The organism is Stutzerimonas sp. 21-1, assembly GCF_056336065.1.
Map to the genome: position 1 here is coordinate 3,848,639 of NZ_CM150500.1, position 17,910 is coordinate 3,866,548.

The following is a 17,910-nucleotide window of genomic DNA, read 5'->3' on the forward strand; positions in this document are numbered from 1 at the left end:
GTTCGTACATCAGCTGTGGGCCGAGGGAGGCACCAGCGCCTGACTGTTGACCGCCCGTGGCTGCCACGCAACGCTTTCGTCCATCGCCTGCTGCATGGCGCGCACCCGACGCTTCTCGGCGCGACGGCTCAGGTACCAGGCGAAGAACGTCGCCAGCGACACGCTGAGCAGAATCAGACTGGCTACGGCGTTGATTTCCGGCTTCACGCCCAAACGCACGGCGGAGAAAATCTCCATAGGCAGCGTGGTCGAACCCGGCCCGGAGACGAAGCTGGCCAGTACCAGATCGTCCAGCGAGAGCGCGAACGACAGCATGCCGCCGGCGGCGAGCGAGGGCGCGATCATCGGCATGGTGATCAGAAAGAACACCTTCCACGGCCGCGCACCGAGGTCCATCGCCGCTTCCTCGATGGACAGGTCCAGCTCGCGCAGACGCGCCATTACCACCACCGCCACGTAGGACGAACAGAAGGTGGTGTGGGCGATCCAGATCGTCACCAGCCCCCGCTGCCCCGGCCAGCCGATCAGCTGCGCCATGGCCACGAACAGCAGCAGCAGCGACAGGCCGGTGATCACCTCGGGCATCACCAGCGGCGCGGTAACCAGCCCGCCGAACAGCGTGCGGCCGCGGAACACCGGAATGCGGGTGAGCACGAAGGCCGCCATCGTACCCAGCGCCACCGCGGCGATGGCGGTGTAGAAGGCCACCTCCAGCGAGCGCATCACCGAGCCCATCAGCTGGCTGTTATCGAGCAGGCCCAGGTACCACTTCACCGACCAGCCGCCCCACACGGTCACCAGTCGCGAGTCGTTGAACGAGTAGATGACCAGGATGACCATCGGCAGGTAGATGAACAGCAGGCCGAGCACCAGGATCAGGTTGGAGAAGCTCCAGCGTTTCATAGCTTGCCCTCCAGCTCTTTAGCCTGGTTTCTGTTGAAGAGGATGATCGGCACCAGGAGGATTGCCAGCATCACCACCGCCAGCGCCGAGGCCACCGGCCAGTCGCGGTTGTTGAAGAATTCCTGCCAGAGCACCTTGCCGATCATCAGCGTCTCCGGGCCGCCGAGCAGCTCAGGGATGACGAACTCGCCGACCACCGGGATGAACACCAGCATGCAGCCGGCGATGATGCCGTTCTTCGACAGCGGCACGGTGATCTTCCAGAAGCTGGTGAGGTTGCGTGCGCCGAGGTCGGACGCCGCCTCCAGCAGGCTCGGGTCGTGCTTCACCAGATTGGCGTAGAGCGGCAGGATCATGAACGGCAGGTAGGAATAGACCACGCCGATGTACACCGCGATGTCGGTGTTGAGGATCTGCAGCGGCGTGTCGATCAGCCCGAGGTCGAGCAGCAGGCCGTTGAGCAGGCCGTTGCTGCTGAGGATGCCCATCCAGGCGTAGACGCGGATCAGGATCGCGGTCCAGGTCGGCATCATGATCAGCAGCAGCAGGACCGTCTGCAGGTCCTTGCGCGCGCGGGCGATGGCGTAGGCCATCGGGTAGCCGATCAGCAGGCACAGCAGCGTGCTGAAGAAGGCGATGCGCAGCGAGCCGAGGTAGGCGGCCAGGTACAGTTCGTCCTCGCTGAGGAAGATGTAGTTGCCCAGGTTGATCAGCACCTGCAGCTGCTGCTCGGCGTAGCGGAAGATTTCCGTGTACGGCGGAATCGCCACGTCGGCCTCGGCGAAGCTGATCTTCAGCACGATGGCGAACGGCAGCAGGAAGAACAGCATCAGCCAAAGGAACGGAACGCCGATGACCAGCCGGCGGCCGTTATTCAGCGCGGGCCGGCGGCTCATGCCTGCAGCACCACGCCGCTGTCACTGAGCCAGTGCAGGTAGACCCGCTCCTCCCAGGTCGGCCATTTGACGTGGCGCTCGGCATTGGCGACGAACGCCTGCAGCAGCATCCCGGACTCCAGCTTGATGTAGTAGACCGAATGGCCGCCGAGGTAGGCGATGTCATGCACCACGCCCTCGACCCAGTTGTAGTCGGCCATTTCCAGCACCGGCTTCTCCAGGCTCATCAGCAGCTTCTCCGGGCGCAGGGCGTAGGTCACACGCTTGTCCTGGGCGCGGGTACTGATGCCGTGGCCGACGTAGATGGGCCGCTCCAGCTGCGGGCAGGCGATCACCGCGTGGTCTTCGAGGTCTTCCACCAGCTCGCCGTCGAACAGGTTGACGTTGCCGATGAATTCGCAGACCAGCCGGCTGGCCGGGGTCTCGTAGATGTCCATCGGGCTGCCGACCTGGGCGATCCAGCCCTGGCTCATGATGGCGATGCGCTCGGCCATGGTCATGGCCTCTTCCTGGTCATGGGTAACCATCACGCAGGTCACGCCGACGCGCTCGATGATCTGCACCAGCTCCAGCTGCATCTGCGAGCGCAGCTTCTTGTCCAGCGCGCCCATCGGCTCGTCGAGCAACAGCAGCTTGGGTCTTTTCGCCAGTGAACGCGCCAGAGCCACGCGCTGGCGCTGGCCGCCGGAGAGCTGGTGCGGCTTGCGCTTGGCGTACTGGGTCATCTGCACCAGGCCGAGCATCTCGCTGACGCGCCCGGCGATCTCGTCCTTGGACAGGCCATCCTGCTTGAGGCCGAAGGCGATGTTCTGCTCGACCGTCATGTGCGGGAACAGCGCGTAGGACTGGAACATCATGTTGATCGGCCGCTCGTAGGGCGGCAGATCGGTGATGTCCTGACCGTCGAGGAAGATACGCCCCTCGCTCGGCCGCTCGAAGCCGGCGAGCATGCGCAGCAGGGTCGACTTGCCCGATCCGGAACCGCCCAGCAGGGCGAAGATCTCGCCCTGATGAATGTTCAGCGAGACGTCATCGACCGCCACCGTTTCGTCGAACTTCTTGGTGACGCGGTCGATCTTCAGCAGCACCTGCTTGTTCTTGCTCTCGCCGGTGAGGGCTTTCTTGTAGGCGCTGGAGGCAACGGCCATGCGCGAACTCCCGAAAATGTAGGTTGGCCGGTCAGCGCCGGATATCGATGGTCGTTGCAGCGGGCGGCAACCGCCCGGGTATCTATTTGCCGGACTTCACCTTGGTCCAGCTGCGATTCATCAGCCGCTGGATCTTCGCCGGCAGCTCGGCCGAGACGTACAGGCGGTCCAGCACTTCCTGCGGCGGATAGATCGAAGGATCGTTGCGTACCTCTTGATCCATCAGTTCGCCCGCCTTGAGGTTGGGGTTGGCATAGCCGACGTAGTCACTCACCGAGGCGATCACCTCGGGGCGCAACAGGTAGTCGATGAATGCATGGGCCTGTTCGACGTTGCCGGCATCGGCGGGGATGGCGAGCATGTCGAACCAGAGGTTGCCGCCTTCCTTGGGAATGGCGTAGGCGATCTCGATGCCCTTGCCAGCTTCCTCGGCACGGGCGGCGGCCTGGAACACATCGCCGGAGAACCCGGCGGCGACGCAGATATTGCCATTGGCGAGATCGGAAATGTACTTGGAGGAGTGGAAATAGCGCACGTGCGGGCGCACTGCCAGCAGCTTCTCCTCGGCCTTGCGGTAGTCGGCGGGATTCTCGCTGTTGGGGTCCAGGCCCAGATAGTTGAGCATGGCCGGAATCATCTCGTCGGCCGAGTCGAGCATGGCGATGCCGCAGCTGGCGAGCTTCTCCGCATTCTGCGGCTCGAACAGCACCGCCCAGGAGTCGATGGTGTCGACGCCGAGCGCCGCCTTGACCTTCTCCACGTTGTAGCCGATGCCGTTGGTGCCCCACAGGTAGGGCGCGGCGTGGGCGTTACCCGGATCGTTCTTCTGCAGTTGCTTGAGCAGCGCGGGATCGAGGTTCTCCCAGTTCGGCAGCTTGGACTTGTCGAGCTTCTGGAAGGCGCCGGCGCGGATCTGCTTGCCGAGGAAGTGGTTGGACGGCACCACCACGTCATAGCCGGTGCGACCGGCCAGCAGCTTGCCCTCGAGGGTTTCGTTGGAGTCGAAGACGTCGTAGACCGGCTTGATGCCGGTTTCCTTCTCGAACTCTTCCAGCGTCGTTTCGCCGATGTAATCCGACCAGTTGTAGATGTGCACCGTGGCAGCCTGGGCCGTGGCGGCGCCAGCGAACGCGGCGGCGATGATCAGCGACGTGAGGGTCGAGCGCATGGGATGAGTCCTCTGGTTTCAGGCCGTGCGTTGCCCCGAGGGGAAAGCCGGGCTGTTTATTGGAAAAACCTCTGAAAATCAACAGGTGACGCAACAAAAACCGAGTGTTGCGAGAGGAAATGCTGCGCCAGCGGACTACAGACTGGCGCAACTCCCGTCGGCTCGGCACTCCCTCGCCTTATAGCGACCGGGCAGCACGACGGCTGCCGGGCCGGCACGTCAGGCTTCAGCGACCCGACTTGATCTTGGTCCAGCTGCGGGTCATGGCGCGCTGGGTCTTCGGATCGAGGTCGGGGAAGGTGTAGAGCTTCTGCAGCACCTCCTGGCTCGGGTAGATGCCCGGGTCGGTACGAATGGCCTCGGCCACCAGCGGGGTCGACGCGGCGTTGGCGTTGGGGAACTGCACGTAGTCGGTGATCGACGCCATGACTTCCGGCTTCATCAGGTAGTTGATGAAGACGTGAGCGTTCTCGACGTTCTTCGCATCGGCGGGAATGGCGACCATGTCGAAGAAGCTGCCGGCGCCTTCCTTGGGAATCTTGTAGCCGACGTTGACGCCGTTCTTGGCTTCCTCAGCGCGCGCCTTGGCCTGATAGATGTCGCCGGAGTAGCCGATGGCCACGCAGGTCTCGCCGTTGGCCAGGTCGGAGATGTACTTGGACGAGTGGAAGTAGGCCACGTGCGGGCGAATCTGCATGAACAGTTCTTCGGCCTTCTTCAGCTCATCGGCCTTGCCGCTGTCCGGCGCGTAGCCCAGGTAATGCAGGGCGGCCGGCAGGATCTCGGTCGGCGAGTCGAGGAAGGAGACGCCGCAGGCCTTCAGCTTCTCGATGTTTTCCGGCTTGAACACCAGGTCCCAGGAATCCACCGGCGCGTTGTCGCCGAGCACGGCCTTGACCTTGTCGACGTTGTAGCCGATGCCGATGGTGCCCCACATGTAGGGAATCGCGTACTGGTTGCCCGGATCGCTCGGGTCCAGCGCCTTGAGCAGGCTCTTGTCGAGGTTTTCCCAGTTCGACAGCTTGGATTTGTCCAGCTTCTGGAATACCCCGGCCTTGATCTGCTTGGCGAGGAACGGGTTGGACGGCACCACCACGTCGTAGCCGGAGCTACCGGCGAGCAGCTTGGCTTCCAGCACTTCGTTGCTGTCGAAGACGTCGTAGACGACCTTGATGCCGGTTTCCTTGGTGAAGTTCTCCAGGGTGTCTTCGGCGATGTAGTCGGACCAGTTGTAGACGTGCAGTACCTTTTCCTGGGCCTGCGCAGCCCCGGCGACAGCGCCGGCCAGCGTCATGGCAAGTAGGGTCTTGGCGAAGGGATTCATCCGTGCAGCTCCTGTTGTCGTCATTTATGTCGGGGCAGTGGAACAGACCATGCACAGCGCGGCGGTCTGGCGGTGCACCGTATCGGCGCATCTTCGGTTGGCTCCGGCCACGCGCAGCGCGCAGCGCGCAGCGCGCAGTCTGGCAAGGTCGGGGACGCTTTTTCAACAGACCGTACGCTGCCCGGTGAACCTTAGCCCAGCACGTCACGCGCGGTGGCATCCAGACACAGCCGGACCTTGCCGATCAGCTCGTCGATTTCCTCCTCGGCGATCACCAGCGGCGGCGAAACGATCATGGTGTCGCCGACCGCGCGCATCACCAGGCCGTTGCGGAAGCAGTGCTCGCGACAGCGCATGCCCACCCCCACCTCGGCGAAGCGTTCGCGGGTTTTCTTGTTCTTCACCAGTTCCAGCGCGCCGAGCATGCCGACGCCGCGCGCCTCGCCCACCAGCGGATGCTCGGCGAGTTCCTGCCAGCGAGATTGCAAATAGGGTGCCGTCTTCGTCTTCACCCGCTCGACGATCTTCTCCTCGCGCAGGATGCGGATGTTCTCCAGCGCCACCGCGGCGGCCACCGGATGCCCCGAATAGGTGAAGCCGTGGTAGAACTCGCCGCCCTCGTAGAGCGTGCGCACCACTTCGTCGCGCACCACCACGCCGCCCATGGGGATGTAACCGGAGGTCAGCCCCTTGGCGATGGGCATCAGGTCCGGCGCGAGGCCGTAGTAATCGCTGCCGAACCATTCGCCGGTGCGGCCGAAGCCGCAGATGACTTCGTCGGCGACGAACAGGATGTCGTGGCGCGCAAGAATCTCCTTGATCTTCGGCCAGTAGCTATCCGGCGGAATGATCACCCCACCGGCGCCCTGGATCGGTTCGGCGATGAACGCGGCGACCTTGTCCTCGCCCACCTCGCGAATCTTCTGCTCCAGCTGCTCGGCGACGCGCACGCCGAACTCCTCCGGCGACAGCTCGCCGCCTTCGCCATACCAGTACGGCTGGTCAATGTGCTCGATGCCCGGGATCGGCCCGTCGCCCTGCTCATGCATGGCCTTCATCCCGCCGAGACTGGCGCCGGCTACAGTGGAGCCGTGGTAGCCGTTCCAGCGGCCGATCACCACCTTCTTCTGCGGCTGGCCCTTGATCGCCCAGTAATGGCGCACCATGCGCAGCACGGTGTCGTTGGCTTCCGAGCCGGAGCCGGTGAAGAACACGTGGTTCATCCCCTGCGGGGCGATATCGGCGATCGCCTTGGCCAGCGCCACCGCTGGCGGGTGCGCGGTCTGGAAGAATAGGTTGTAGTAGGGCAGCTCGCGCATCTGCTTCGCCGCGGCCTCGACCAGCTCCTCACGGCCGTAACCGACGTTGACGCACCACAGGCCGGCCATGGCATCGAGGATCTTGTGGCCCTCGCTGTCCCACAGGTAGACGCCGGACGCCTTGGTGATGATGCGCGTGCCCTTGGCGTTCAGCGCCTTGTAGTCGGTGAACGGCGGCAAGTGGTGGTCGCGGCTCAGGGCTTGCCAGTGCAGGGTTTGCGAATCGCTCATCGGTCACCTCCCAGTTGTTGTTGCGGGGCGTCAACGGCGGATGAACAGCGCGTCATCCACCCTACGGCTGTTCGTTACACAGAGAGCATCAGGAACTCGCGCTCCCAGGAGCTGATGACCCGGTGATAGTTCTCCTGCTCGGTACGCTTGACCGCGACGTAGCCGGTGATGAACTTCGGGCTCAGGTACTTGCGCAGCTCGCGGCAGTTCTCCATGCGCTCCAGCGCCGCTTCCAGCGTCAGCGGCAGGCGCAGGTTGCGGCGCTCGTAGCCGCGCCCCTTGACCGGCGGGCTCGGGTTGATGCCCTCGACCATGCCGATGTAACCGCACAGCAGGCTGGCGGCGATGGCCAGGTAAGGGTTGGCGTCGGCGCCTGGCAGGCGGTTTTCCAAGCGACGGTTCTGCGGATCGGAATCCGGCACGCGCAGGCCGACGGTGCGGTTCTCCTCGCCCCACTCGACGTTCACCGGCGCCGAGGTATCGGGCAGGAAACGGCGGAACGAGTTGACGTTGGGGGCGAACAGCGGCAGCAGTTCGGGGATGTATTTCTGCAGACCGCCGACGTGATGCAGGAACAGCTGGCTCATCGAGCCGTCCGGGTTGGAGAACACGTTACGCCCGCTTTCCAGGTCCACCACGCTCTGGTGCAGGTGCATGGCGCTGCCCGGCTCACCGGTCATCGGCTTGGCCATGAAGGTGGCTGCCACGTTGTGCTTGAGCGCGGCCTCGCGCATGGTGCGTTTGAACACCAGAATCTGATCGGCCAGATGCAGCGCCTCGCCATGACGGAAGTTGATCTCCATCTGCGCGGTGCCTTCCTCGTGGATCAGCGTATCGAGGTCCAGGCCCTGGGCCTCGCACCAGTCGTACATGTCCTCGAACAGCGGATCGAACTCGTTGGCCGCGTCGATGGAGAACGACTGGCGGCCGGTCTCCTGGCGACCGGAACGACCGATCGGCGGTTGGAACGGCAGGTCCGGGTCCTCGCAGCGGCTGGTCAGGTAGAACTCCATCTCTGGCGCAACGATCGGCTGCCAGCCACGGTCGGCGTACAGCTTCAACACGCGCTTCAAGATGTTGCGCGGCGACAGCTCGATGGGGTTGCCCATCTTGTCGTAGGTGTCGTGGATCACCTGGGCGGTCGGTTCGATGGCCCAGGGCACGAGAAACACCGCATTGGGATCGGGGCGGCAGAACATGTCGATGTCGGCCGGGTCGAGCAGTTCGTAATAAATGTCGTCCTCGACGTAGTCGCCGGTGACGGTCTGCAGCAGCACGCTCTCGGGCAGGCGCATGCCCTTCTCGCCGAGGAACTTGCTGGTCGGGGAGATTTTGCCGCGGGCGATGCCGGTCAGGTCGCTGATCAGGCATTCCACTTCGGTGATCTTGCGTTCTTTGAGCCAGCTGGTGAGCTGGTCGAGCTGGGTAGTCATGATGACCTCGGGTTGGGTGTTGGCGCCGCGTCCGATCAGCGCTGTCTCGCGCGTTCCCGACAGGCTTCGGCGAAGCCCTGGAACAACGCCAGGTAATGCGGGTGCTCGTGCACCTTCCATTCCGGATGCCACTGTACGCCGAGGGCGAAACTGCGGGCATCCTCCACCGAGAACGCCTCGATCAGACCGTCCGGCGCCAACGCCTCGATGCGCAGGCCCTCGCCCAGGCGTTCGACGCCCTGGCCATGCACCGAATTGACGCGTACCAGCGGCGGCAGGCCGAGGCGATCGAGCAGGCCGCCGGGTTGTACGTGCAGGTCATGGCTGAGACCGTACTGGTCATCGAGCGGTGCCTCGGGGTTCTCGCGGTGGTCCTGGTAGGGCTCGACCTCGTGCACTTTTTGCAACAGGCTGCCACCGAAGGCCACGTTCATTTCCTGGAAGCCGCGACAGATGCCGAACACCGGAATACCGGCATGCACGGCCGCGCGGATCAGCGGCAGGGTCAGGCGGTCGCGCGGCGGATCGTGCGGAGTGCCGGGCGCGCTCTGCGGCCCGGCGTAATGCTGCGGCTCGACGTTCGACGGCGAGCCGGTGAACAGCAGGCCATCAAGGCTTTCCAGCAGCGTGGCCTGGTCGATCAGTTCGTCCAGCGCGGGGATGATCAGCGGCACACCGGCGACCGCGGCGGCGCGCAGATATTTGTCGCCGGCAATATGAAAACCGTGCTGGCCGATCATGCGGGTGCAGGCGGAAACGCCGATCAGGGGCTTGCGCGACATGGGATGCTCGTCTTCCGGTTGATGGCCTACCGGAGAGTAGTCTTGTTCATTTTTATAGACAATAGCCGAACGGAGCGGCGATCTCGTGGTTTTTTCAACATCGCACGCCGGAGACGAAAATGCCCCGCAAGTGCCCACTCTGGGCCATCATGGGGCGTCCGGGAGGGCTATTGACAGGCAACAGGCTTTCGGATTGACTCCTAATCGAGCAGTCTGATGATTGAAATTTTTAACAATTAAGGTGCTTCATCATGCTTCCCCCGCCGCGTGCCGTTCAGCTCAACGAAGCGAACGCGTTTCTCAAGGAACACCCGGAGGTGCTTTACATCGACCTCCTCATTGCAGACATGAACGGCGTCGTGCGTGGCAAGCGCATCGAACGCGCCAGCCTGCACAAGGTGTACGAGAAAGGCATCAATCTGCCCGCCTCGCTGTTCGCCCTGGATATCAACGGCATCACCGTGGAAAGCTCCGGTCTGGGCATGGACATCGGTGATTCGGACCGCACCTGCTTCCCGATTCCCAACACGCTCAGCCGCGAACCCTGGCAGCGTCGCCCCACCGCACAGCTGCTGATGACCATGCACGAGCGCGATGGCGAGCCGTTCTTCGCCGACCCGCGCGAGGTGCTGCGCCAGGTGGTGAGCCGCTTCGACGAACTGGGCCTGACCATCTGCGCCGCGTTCGAGCTGGAGTTCTACCTGATCGACCAGGAGAACGTGAACGGCCGGCCGCAACCGCCGCGCTCGCCGATTTCCGGCAAGCGCCCGCAGTCGACCCAGGTCTACCTGATCGACGACCTCGACGAGTACGTCGACTGCCTGCAGGACATTCTCGAAGGCGCCAAGGAACAGGGCATCCCGGCCGACGCCATCGTCAAGGAAAGCGCCCCGGCGCAGTTCGAGGTGAACCTGCATCACGTCGCCGACCCGATCAAGGCCTGCGACTACGCGGTGCTGCTCAAGCGGCTGATCAAGAACATCGCCTACGACCACGAGATGGACACCACCTTCATGGCCAAGCCCTATCCGGGCCAGGCCGGCAACGGGCTGCACGTGCACATCTCGCTGCTCGACAAGGACGGTAACAATATCTTCGCCACCGACAACCCGCTGGAAAGCCAGGCCCTGCGTCACGCCATCGGCGGCGTGCAGGAGACGATGGCCGCATCGATGGCCTTCCTCTGCCCCAACGTGAACTCCTATCGCCGCTTCGGCGCGCAGTTCTACGTACCCAATGCACCGTGCTGGGGCCTGGACAACCGCACCGTGGCGCTGCGCGTGCCGACCGACAGCCCGGACGCCGTACGCATCGAGCACCGCGTCGCCGGCGCCGATGCCAACCCCTACCTGTTGCTCGCCTCCGTACTGGCCGGCATCCACCACGGGCTGACCAACCGCATCGAGCCGAACGCGCCGATCGAGGGCAACTCCTACGAACAGGTGGAACCGAGCCTGCCGTCCAACCTGCGCGACGCGCTGCGCCAGCTCGACGACAGCGAGATCATGGCGCGCTACATCAGCCCGGATTACATCGACATCTTCGTCGCCTGCAAGGAAAGCGAACTGGCCGAGTTCGAGCATTCGATCTCCGACCTCGAATACAACTGGTACCTGCATACCGTCTGATCCACCGGCCCCGCTGCCGCGCGCCCGAACGGGCGTGCAGCGCGGCGCCGTGAGCGGCCGCCCCCTGCCCGGCGCCGAACAATCTCGCCTAGAATCACTCCATTCCTGACCGAATCATCATTTTTCCGCGAGGCCAGCCCATGTCCCGTACCGTCACTGTCGCCGCCACTCAGATGGCCTGCTCCTGGGATCGCCAGGCGAATATCGCCAACGCCGAGAAGCTGGTGCGCGCAGCCGCCGCCAAGGGCGCGCAGATCATCCTGATTCAGGAACTGTTCGAGACCCCCTACTTCTGCCAGAAGCCCAACCCCGAATACCTGCAGCTGGCCACCTCGATCGAGGACAATCCGGCGATCCGGCATTTCCAGAAAGTCGCCGCCGAACTCAAGGTGGTGCTGCCGATCAGCTTCTTCGAGCTGGCCGGCCGCGCGCGCTTCAATAGCATCGCCATCATCGACGCCGACGGCGCGCTGCTCGGCGTCTACCGCAAGAGCCACATCCCGGACGGCCCCGGCTACCACGAGAAGTACTACTTCAATCCCGGCGACAGCGGCTTCAAGGTCTGGCAGACCCGCTATGCACGCATCGGCGTGGCCATCTGCTGGGACCAGTGGTTCCCCGAGACCGCCCGCAGCATGGCGCTGATGGGTGCCGAGCTGCTGTTCTACCCCACCGCCATCGGCAGCGAACCGCACGACCCGAACATCACCTCGCGCGACCACTGGCAGCGCGTGCAGCAGGGCCATGCCGGAGCCAACCTAATGCCGCTGATCGCCAGCAACCGCGTCGGTAAAGAGGAGCAGGACGGCTACGACATCACCTTCTACGGCTCGTCGTTCATCGCCGACCAGTTCGGCGCCAAGGTCGAGGAAATGGACGAAACCAGCGAGGGCGTGCTGGTGCATCCGTTCGATCTCGACCAGCTGGAGCACATCCGCAGCGCCTGGGGCGTGTTCCGCGACCGCCGGCCGAACCTCTACGGCCCGATCCGCACCCTCGACGGCCAGACGCCGTCGGAATGAACGCAGGGTGGAAAACGGCCAACGGCCTTTTCCACCGGTTGCACCCTCGGTGGAAAACGCTGCGCGGTTTTCCACCCTACGAGAGAGATCGCGATGACCACCCTCACCTCCACGCCCCGCCAAGACGGCTTCCACATGCCCGCCGAATGGGCGCCGCACAGCCAGACCTGGATGGTCTGGCCGGAGCGCCCGGACAACTGGCGCAACGACGCCGGCCCGGCGCAGCAGGCCTTCACCGCCGTGGCCAAGGCCATCGCGTGTTTCGAGCCGGTGACCGTGTGCGCCTCGGCCGCGCAATACCTGGCCGCCCGCGAGCAGCTCGACGATCCGCGCATCCGCGTGGTGGAAATCAGCAGCGACGACGCCTGGGTGCGCGACACCGGGCCGACCTTCGTCATCGACGGCAAGGGCGGCCTGCGCGGCGTCGACTGGAGCTTCAACGCCTGGGGTGGCGAGGATGGCGGGCTGTATGCCGACTGGCAGCGCGATGACGAGGTGGCACAGAAGATCCTCGAGATTGAGCGCTGCGACCGTTACCGCACCGAAGGTTTCGTGCTCGAAGGCGGCTCGATCCACGTCGACGGCGAAGGCACGCTGATCACCACCGAGGAATGCCTGCTCAACCGCAACCGCAACCCGCAGCTGTCACGCGAGGAAATCGAGGCGGTGCTCGCCGAGCACCTGGCCATCGACAAGGTGATCTGGCTGCCGTGGGGCCTGTACAACGACGAGACCGACGGCCACGTCGACAACTTCTGCTGCTTCGTGCGGCCCGGCGAGGTATTGCTGGCCTGGACCGACGATGTCAACGACCCCAACTTCGAGCGCTGCCAACAGGCGCTGCGCTGCCTCGACCAGGCGCGCGATGCCCGCGGTCGCGCGCTCAAGGTGCACAAGATGCCGATTCCCGGCCCGCTGTATGCGACCGAGGAAGAATGCGCCGGCGTACAGCCGGCCGAAGGCAGCCAGATACGCGCCGCAACGATCCGCCTGGCCGGCAGCTACGTGAACTTCCTCATCGTCAACGGTGGCATCGTTGCGCCCAGTTTCGACGACCCGCACGATAGCGAGGCCGAGGCCATTCTGCGCCGGCTGTTTCCCGAGCGTGAGGTGGTGATGGTGCCGGGGCGGGAGATTCTGCTGGGCGGCGGCAACATCCACTGCATCACCCAGCAACAGCCGCAACCGTAGGTCGCGGCAAGGTGCGCGCCGGCTAGGCGACGATGACCTGGTTCTTGCCCAGTCGCTTGGCCTTGTACATCGCCGCATCGGCGCGGGCGAATACCGACGCCAGTTCGGCGTCGTCGGCCCGCAGGTAGGTCAGGCCGAAGCTCGCGGTGACGCTGAAGCGCGTCCCGTTCGGAAGGGCGAACGACAGACGCTGGATCTCGCGCTGCAGGCGCTGGGCGATCTGCTCGGCCAGGTCCGGCTGGCAGCCGGGCAGCACCGCGGCAAATTCCTCACCGCCGATGCGGCCGAACACATCGCCACGGCGCAGCACCGAGGCGCCGCACTGCGCCACGCGCTGCAACACCTGGTCGCCGATCGGGTGGCCGTGGGTGTCGTTGATGCGCTTGAAGTCATCGATATCCAGCAGCAGGAACGCCAGTGGCGAAGCGAACTGCTGGGCATGTTCGAATTCGCGCTGCGCGCAGTCGAAGAAGTGCCGGCGGTTGCTGCTCTGGGTCAGCACGTCGGTGGTCGCCAGGCGCTGCAGTTCACCTTCGAGCTGCTTCTTCTCGGTGATGTCCTCGGCGATACCGACGATGATCGGCCCCTGGCCTTTCTCGGCACGCCGGCCGAGGAAACACTTGTCGCTCAACCAGCGCAGCTGGCCGTCGCCGCGGATGATGCGGTACTCGCGGGTTTCGACGGCGCCCTCGTCGAGCACCTCGAGCAGGCTCTTCTGCGCATAGTCCAGGTCATCCGGGTAGATGCTGTTGCGCCACTCGCCGTAGTCGGCCAGCAGCAGCGCCGCCGAGCGGCCGAAGATCTGCTCGTAGGCCGGGCTGACGTAGACCATCCGCTGCGCCTGCCAGTCGAAGGCCCAGAGCACGGCGTTGACGCCGCCGAGCAGGGTGCTGAACAGCTGATCGCGCGCGCTCAGGCGCGCCACCTCGCCGCGCGCATGCATCAGCGCCATCAGCGTCTGCGCATCTACGCCCGGCAGCATCCCTATCCCCTTTTCGCTTCGCTTGCTCGCCAACTGCATGTGCTCGTCCCAACCCGCCGCAACCGTCTGCCGCAGCAGCTTCAATGATTCAAGAAGCTGTTCAGAGAGTCGGCAACCGACAAAGTTCCGGGGCGGCACCCAACGGTCGCTTGCGCCGTCCGAAAGGTCATGAGCAAGCAACGCGGGCGGCGCATCTCGCAGAGACCGCGAACAAGACCGACCGTCGCCTGGCAGCTGATTTTCCGTCGCCCTTGGGGTGTGATGACCAACATGTTGGCGCCGGCCCCTGCAAACCGCCGCACGAGTTGGTCTACAATTCGCGCCCTCATGATGTCAGTACGCCATCACCCGTTCGTTTCTGGAATCTGCCGGCGATGCAGCATCTGTCTGACGCTCCCTCTCCCGTGTGCCGTGCGGCCGCACACCGCTGCTGCCGGAACGCTCCATGCGCATGACCTTTCTGCGTCTGCCCAAGCCCCGGCGATTGTTCGGCCTCGGCAGCCTGCTGCTGGTGCTGCTGTTCGGCGCACTGGCGCTCAACGACCATTTCGGCCGCGCGGCACTCTGGAAACTGGAAGTCAGCAACCAGGGCAACCTGCAAAGCCTCGCGCTGCAAAGCGCGCAGCGCGGCCAGGAACGTCAGGCGCAGACGCTCGCCGCCACGCTGGCGGAAGATCCGCGGGTGCTCGCGGCGATGCGCCAGCTCGACCAGCTGCTGCGTACCGGCACGCCGTGGAGCGATTCGCGGGTACGCGTCCTGCGGCTGCGGCTGAGCGACTACCTGCTGCCGGCGTGGCAGGCCATGCAGCCCCAGCAGGGCACGCAACTGCAGCTGTTCTGGGGTACGGACGGCTACAACGTGCTGCGCATGCAGCGCCCCGATGCCTATGCAGATCCCCAGGCCGCACAGCGCCCGCTGCTCGCTGCGGCGCTGCGTGAAGGGCATCCCCAGGTCGGCCTGGACATCGGCCGCCAGGGCGCCAGCAATCGCAGCATCGTGCCGCTACGCGGTGAGGGTGAGGCCGCCGGCGAGGTCATCGGCGCGCTGGAGGTCGGCTTCGACGCCCTGCCCCGACTGGACGAGCTGGGCGAGCAGCTGCGCGCCGGCCTGGCGCTGATCGTCGATCGCAAGGCGTTGCTCGCCGCACAGGTGCCGCCGCCGGTCGGCGCCCAGCTGGGCCGCGACAGCGACTGGCTGCTGGTCGGCCACTCGGCTACGCAGGTGCTGCACTGGGCGCAGCGGGAGCTGCTGCCGGCACCGGCGAGCGGCATGGCGCAGCGCGTGCTGGAGGCGGACGGGCGCAGCTTTCTGGTCAACCAGATTCCGCTGCACGATACCCGGCAGCAGCAGGCGGTGCGCGCGCCAGTGGCCGCCGCGCTGGTCTGGCGCGACATCAGCGCACTGGTCGCCGAGCGCGTGCGGGCCGAGGAGCTGGTACTGCTGAAATGGGGCATGGCCTGGCTGATCGCCGAGCTGCTGCTGTGGCTGCTGGTGTTCCTGCTGCAACGGCGCCTGATCGTCCAGGAACAGCACCGCCTCAGCCAGCAGCAACAGGCCCGCAGCCACCAGCGCATGCTCGAACGCGCGCAGAAGATCGCCAGCCTGCTGCCGGGTATGGTCTTCCAGCTCAAGCGCTACGCCGGCGGTCGCTACGCCTTCCTCTATATCAGCGAAGGCGCCAGTGCGCTGTATGGTCAGAACGCCACCGAGCTGATCGGCGATCCGCGCCTGGCGATGCGCAGCGTGCACCCCGACGATCTGCCGCGCCTGCGCCACACGCTCACCCGCGCGATCCGCGAAGGCAGCGCAGCCACCGAATTCCGCCTCGACAACCCGCAGCGCGGCACGCTCTGGCTGGAGGGCCGCGCCAGCGCCGAGACGCTCGCCGATGGCTCGGTGCTCTGGCACGGCGTCGTCACCGAGATCACCGAACTGATGCAGGCCACCCGCGCGCTGCAGCAGAGCGAGAGTCGCTACCGCGGCATGGTCAGCAACCTGCCCGGCGCGGTCTATCGCTGCAGCGACGACGCCGAACGCCGCATGCACTACCTGAGCGATGGCATCGAACGCCTGACCGGCTACCCGGCGGACGACCTGATCGGCGAGCACGCGCGCAGCTATTTGAGCCTGGTCCATCCCGACGACCGGCCACAGGCGCGGCGCCCGGCGGGCCAGGACGTCTACGAACTCACCTACCGCATCCGCGACGCCAGCGGTCGCGGGCTCTGGCTGCGCGAGCGCGGCCGGCTGCTGCACGACGCCGACAGCGGCGAAGCGTGGTGCGAAGGTTTCATCTGGGACATCACCGCGCACCGCCGCGCCCAGCAGGACATGCAGGAGCGCGAGCGCTACCTGAGCATGCTGATCGCCAACGTCATCGACGCGATCATCATCATTGACCAGCGCGGCATTATCGAAACCTTCAACCACGCCGCCGAGACCGTGTTCGGCTACAGCGCCGCGCAGGTGCTCGGGCGCAACCTGTCGATGCTGATGCCCGAGCCCGATCGCTCGGCGCATGACGGCTACCTCGACACCTACGCCCGGCGCGGCATCCCCCGCGCGCTGGAGCAGAACCGCGAGCTGACCGCGCTGCGCAGCAATGGCGAAACCTTCACCATCGAACTGCGCGTATCGCAAATCACCCACCACGGCGAATGCAAGTTCATCGGCCTGGTGCGCGACATCACCGAGCGCAAGCGCATCGAACGACTGAAGAGCGAGCTGGTCTCCATCGTTAGTCACGAACTGCGCACGCCGCTGACCTCCATTGCCGGCGCGCTCGGGCTGATCACCGGCGGCGCACTCGGCGAGGCGCCGGCGCCGATGCGCGACATGCTCGCCATCGCCCAGCAGAACAGCCTGCGCCTGGGCCGGCTGATCGACGACCTGCTGGACATGGACAAGCTGGTCGCCGGCAAGATGACCTTTGCCCTGCGCATACAACCGCTGCGCCCGCTGCTGGAACAGGCGCTGGCCAGCAACCGCGGTTATGCCGGGCAGCAGAATGTGCGGCTGGTTCTGCGCGGTGAGGCGGACCCGCTGGTCAATGTCGACGAGGATCGTCTGCAGCAGGTGCTGGCCAACCTGCTGACCAACGCCATCAAGTTCTCGCCGGCCGACGGCGTGGTCGAACTGAGCAGCGAACGGCGCGGCGAGCGGGTCTGGGTCGGCGTGCGCGACCAGGGCCCCGGCGTGCCGGAGGCGTTTCGCGCGCGGATCTTCGAGAAATTTTCCCAGGCCGATTCGTCCGATACCCGGCAGAAGGGCGGCACCGGCCTGGGCCTGGCGATCAGCAAGGAGCTGATCGAGCACATGGGCGGGCGCATCGGCTTCGACTCCGTGGCCGGCCAGGGCGCCTGCTTCTGGTTCGAACTGCCCGTCGCCACCCCCGCACCGTTCGAGCGCCCCAACGAACCGATTGGCAACCACCGGAGAACATCGCATGAGTGAGCTACGACGCATCCTCCACGTCGAGGACGATCCGTCCATCCAGGCCGTGGCCCGCCTTGCGCTCGAAGTGGTTGGCGGCTTTCAGGTGCTCTCCTGCGCCTCGGGCACGCAGGCCCTGGACGAAGTCGAGACCTTCGCCCCCGACTTCATCCTGCTGGACGTTATGATGCCGGGCATGGACGGTCCGCAGACACTGCGGTGCCTGAGCGAACGCATCGATCTGACGCAGGTGCCGGTGGCCTTCATGACCGCCAAGGTGCAGCCGCGCGAGATCGAGCACCTGCGCAGCCTCGGCGCCCGCGACGTGATCATCAAACCGTTCGATCCGATGCGCCTGGCCGATCAGATTCGCAGCATCTGGGCGGCTGGCCGATACTAGGGTCTGTTGAGTCACCGTCGTCCCGCGTCGGGCTGGCGACATTCGGCGCG

At 65.3% G+C, this 17,910-nt stretch carries 14 protein-coding genes; 5 read left to right on the forward strand and 9 right to left on the reverse strand.

The genetic code is table 11. The features are described from left to right. Positions 1 to 9: 9 nt before the first annotated feature. The 8 genes from AC0ZJQ_RS18440 to AC0ZJQ_RS18475 form a co-directional block, all read right to left on the reverse strand. Positions 10 to 903 carry an ABC transporter permease subunit gene (locus tag AC0ZJQ_RS18440; protein WP_314018213.1) on the reverse strand — a complete coding sequence of 298 codons (894 nt, stop codon included), beginning with the start codon at positions 901 to 903 and terminating at the stop codon, positions 10 to 12. Further along, entirely contained in the window at positions 900 to 1,799 is a 900-nt protein-coding gene (locus AC0ZJQ_RS18445) for an ABC transporter permease subunit (protein WP_008569254.1), read from the reverse strand. Before AC0ZJQ_RS18445 ends, AC0ZJQ_RS18440 begins: the two co-directional genes overlap by 4 nt. Beyond that, positions 1,796 to 2,947, reverse strand: a complete 1,152-nt coding sequence (locus tag AC0ZJQ_RS18450) for an ABC transporter ATP-binding protein (protein WP_008569253.1) — start codon at positions 2,945 to 2,947, stop codon at positions 1,796 to 1,798. Before AC0ZJQ_RS18450 ends, AC0ZJQ_RS18445 begins: the two co-directional genes overlap by 4 nt. Positions 2,948 to 3,029: 82 nt before the next feature. Beyond that, a complete protein-coding gene (locus AC0ZJQ_RS18455) occupies positions 3,030 to 4,115 on the reverse strand; it encodes a polyamine ABC transporter substrate-binding protein (protein ID WP_314018214.1) in 1,086 nt (361 codons plus the stop codon). A gap of 226 nt (positions 4,116 to 4,341) precedes the next feature. After that, positions 4,342 to 5,439, reverse strand: coding sequence for a polyamine ABC transporter substrate-binding protein (locus AC0ZJQ_RS18460; protein ID WP_008569251.1), 1,098 nt, complete (start codon positions 5,437 to 5,439; stop codon positions 4,342 to 4,344). 191 nt (positions 5,440 to 5,630) lie between these two features. Next, positions 5,631 to 6,989, reverse strand: coding sequence for an aspartate aminotransferase family protein (locus AC0ZJQ_RS18465; RefSeq protein WP_476477082.1), 1,359 nt, complete (start codon positions 6,987 to 6,989; stop codon positions 5,631 to 5,633). Between the two features lie 74 nt (positions 6,990 to 7,063). Next, positions 7,064 to 8,422 (reverse strand): glutamine synthetase family protein, encoded by a 1,359-nt coding sequence (locus tag AC0ZJQ_RS18470; protein ID WP_043295134.1) that lies wholly within the window; start codon positions 8,420 to 8,422, stop codon positions 7,064 to 7,066. Between the two features lie 35 nt (positions 8,423 to 8,457). Further along, positions 8,458 to 9,204, reverse strand: a complete 747-nt coding sequence (locus AC0ZJQ_RS18475; RefSeq protein WP_008569248.1) for a gamma-glutamyl-gamma-aminobutyrate hydrolase family protein — start codon at positions 9,202 to 9,204, stop codon at positions 8,458 to 8,460. A gap of 251 nt (positions 9,205 to 9,455) precedes the next feature. On the opposite strand from AC0ZJQ_RS18475, the gene AC0ZJQ_RS18480 reads away from it, so the two are divergent. The 3 genes from AC0ZJQ_RS18480 (at position 9,456) to aguA (ending at position 13,045) form a co-directional block, all read left to right on the forward strand. Beyond that, entirely contained in the window at positions 9,456 to 10,832 is a 1,377-nt protein-coding gene (locus AC0ZJQ_RS18480) for a glutamine synthetase family protein (RefSeq protein ID WP_008569247.1), read from the forward strand. Positions 10,833 to 10,972: 140 nt separating this feature from the next. Further along, on the forward strand, positions 10,973 to 11,854 hold the full coding sequence (gene aguB / locus AC0ZJQ_RS18485) for an N-carbamoylputrescine amidase (RefSeq protein ID WP_476477083.1): 882 nt from the start codon (positions 10,973 to 10,975) through the stop codon (positions 11,852 to 11,854). A 93-nt stretch (positions 11,855 to 11,947) separates the two neighbouring features. Then, the gene (gene aguA / locus AC0ZJQ_RS18490) at positions 11,948 to 13,045 is read left to right on the forward strand and encodes an agmatine deiminase (RefSeq protein WP_476477084.1); all 1,098 of its coding nucleotides are present in this window, start codon (positions 11,948 to 11,950) and stop codon (positions 13,043 to 13,045) included. Between the two features lie 22 nt (positions 13,046 to 13,067). Here aguA and AC0ZJQ_RS18495 read toward each other — a convergent pair whose 3' ends face one another. Then, the gene (locus tag AC0ZJQ_RS18495; RefSeq protein ID WP_155550951.1) at positions 13,068 to 14,066 is read right to left on the reverse strand and encodes a GGDEF domain-containing protein; all 999 of its coding nucleotides are present in this window, start codon (positions 14,064 to 14,066) and stop codon (positions 13,068 to 13,070) included. Positions 14,067 to 14,472: 406 nt separating this feature from the next. Here AC0ZJQ_RS18495 and AC0ZJQ_RS18500 point away from each other — a divergent pair, with 406 nt between their 5' ends. Both AC0ZJQ_RS18500 and AC0ZJQ_RS18505 read left to right on the forward strand, forming a co-directional pair. Further along, positions 14,473 to 17,481 carry a PAS domain S-box protein gene (locus AC0ZJQ_RS18500; protein ID WP_476477085.1) on the forward strand — a complete coding sequence of 1,003 codons (3,009 nt, stop codon included), beginning with the start codon at positions 14,473 to 14,475 and terminating at the stop codon, positions 17,479 to 17,481. Then, the gene (locus AC0ZJQ_RS18505) at positions 17,474 to 17,860 is read left to right on the forward strand and encodes a response regulator (RefSeq protein ID WP_003290789.1); all 387 of its coding nucleotides are present in this window, start codon (positions 17,474 to 17,476) and stop codon (positions 17,858 to 17,860) included. The genes AC0ZJQ_RS18500 and AC0ZJQ_RS18505 overlap by 8 nt, the downstream gene beginning before the upstream one ends. Positions 17,861 to 17,910 lie beyond the last annotated feature (50 nt).

Excerpts from the sequence above, each read along its gene's own strand:
- AC0ZJQ_RS18440 (WP_314018213.1), bottom strand. The coding sequence starts at position 903 with ATGAAACGCTGGAGCTTCTCCAACCTGATCCTGGTGCTCGGCCTGCTG.
- AC0ZJQ_RS18445 (WP_008569254.1), bottom strand. The coding sequence starts at position 1,799 with ATGAGCCGCCGGCCCGCGCTGAATAACGGCCGCCGGCTGGTCATCGGC.
- AC0ZJQ_RS18450 (WP_008569253.1), bottom strand. The coding sequence starts at position 2,947 with ATGGCCGTTGCCTCCAGCGCCTACAAGAAAGCCCTCACCGGCGAGAGC.
- AC0ZJQ_RS18455 (WP_314018214.1), bottom strand. The coding sequence starts at position 4,115 with ATGCGCTCGACCCTCACGTCGCTGATCATCGCCGCCGCGTTCGCTGGC.
- AC0ZJQ_RS18460 (WP_008569251.1), bottom strand. The coding sequence starts at position 5,439 with ATGAATCCCTTCGCCAAGACCCTACTTGCCATGACGCTGGCCGGCGCT.
- AC0ZJQ_RS18465 (WP_476477082.1), bottom strand. The coding sequence starts at position 6,989 with ATGAGCGATTCGCAAACCCTGCACTGGCAAGCCCTGAGCCGCGACCAC.
- AC0ZJQ_RS18470 (WP_043295134.1), bottom strand. The coding sequence starts at position 8,422 with ATGACTACCCAGCTCGACCAGCTCACCAGCTGGCTCAAAGAACGCAAG.
- AC0ZJQ_RS18475 (WP_008569248.1), bottom strand. The coding sequence starts at position 9,204 with ATGTCGCGCAAGCCCCTGATCGGCGTTTCCGCCTGCACCCGCATGATC.
- AC0ZJQ_RS18480 (WP_008569247.1), top strand. The coding sequence starts at position 9,456 with ATGCTTCCCCCGCCGCGTGCCGTTCAGCTCAACGAAGCGAACGCGTTT.
- aguB (WP_476477083.1), top strand. The coding sequence starts at position 10,973 with ATGTCCCGTACCGTCACTGTCGCCGCCACTCAGATGGCCTGCTCCTGG.
- aguA (WP_476477084.1), top strand. The coding sequence starts at position 11,948 with ATGACCACCCTCACCTCCACGCCCCGCCAAGACGGCTTCCACATGCCC.
- AC0ZJQ_RS18495 (WP_155550951.1), bottom strand. The coding sequence starts at position 14,066 with ATGCAGTTGGCGAGCAAGCGAAGCGAAAAGGGGATAGGGATGCTGCCG.
- AC0ZJQ_RS18500 (WP_476477085.1), top strand. The coding sequence starts at position 14,473 with ATGCGCATGACCTTTCTGCGTCTGCCCAAGCCCCGGCGATTGTTCGGC.
- AC0ZJQ_RS18505 (WP_003290789.1), top strand. The coding sequence starts at position 17,474 with ATGAGTGAGCTACGACGCATCCTCCACGTCGAGGACGATCCGTCCATC.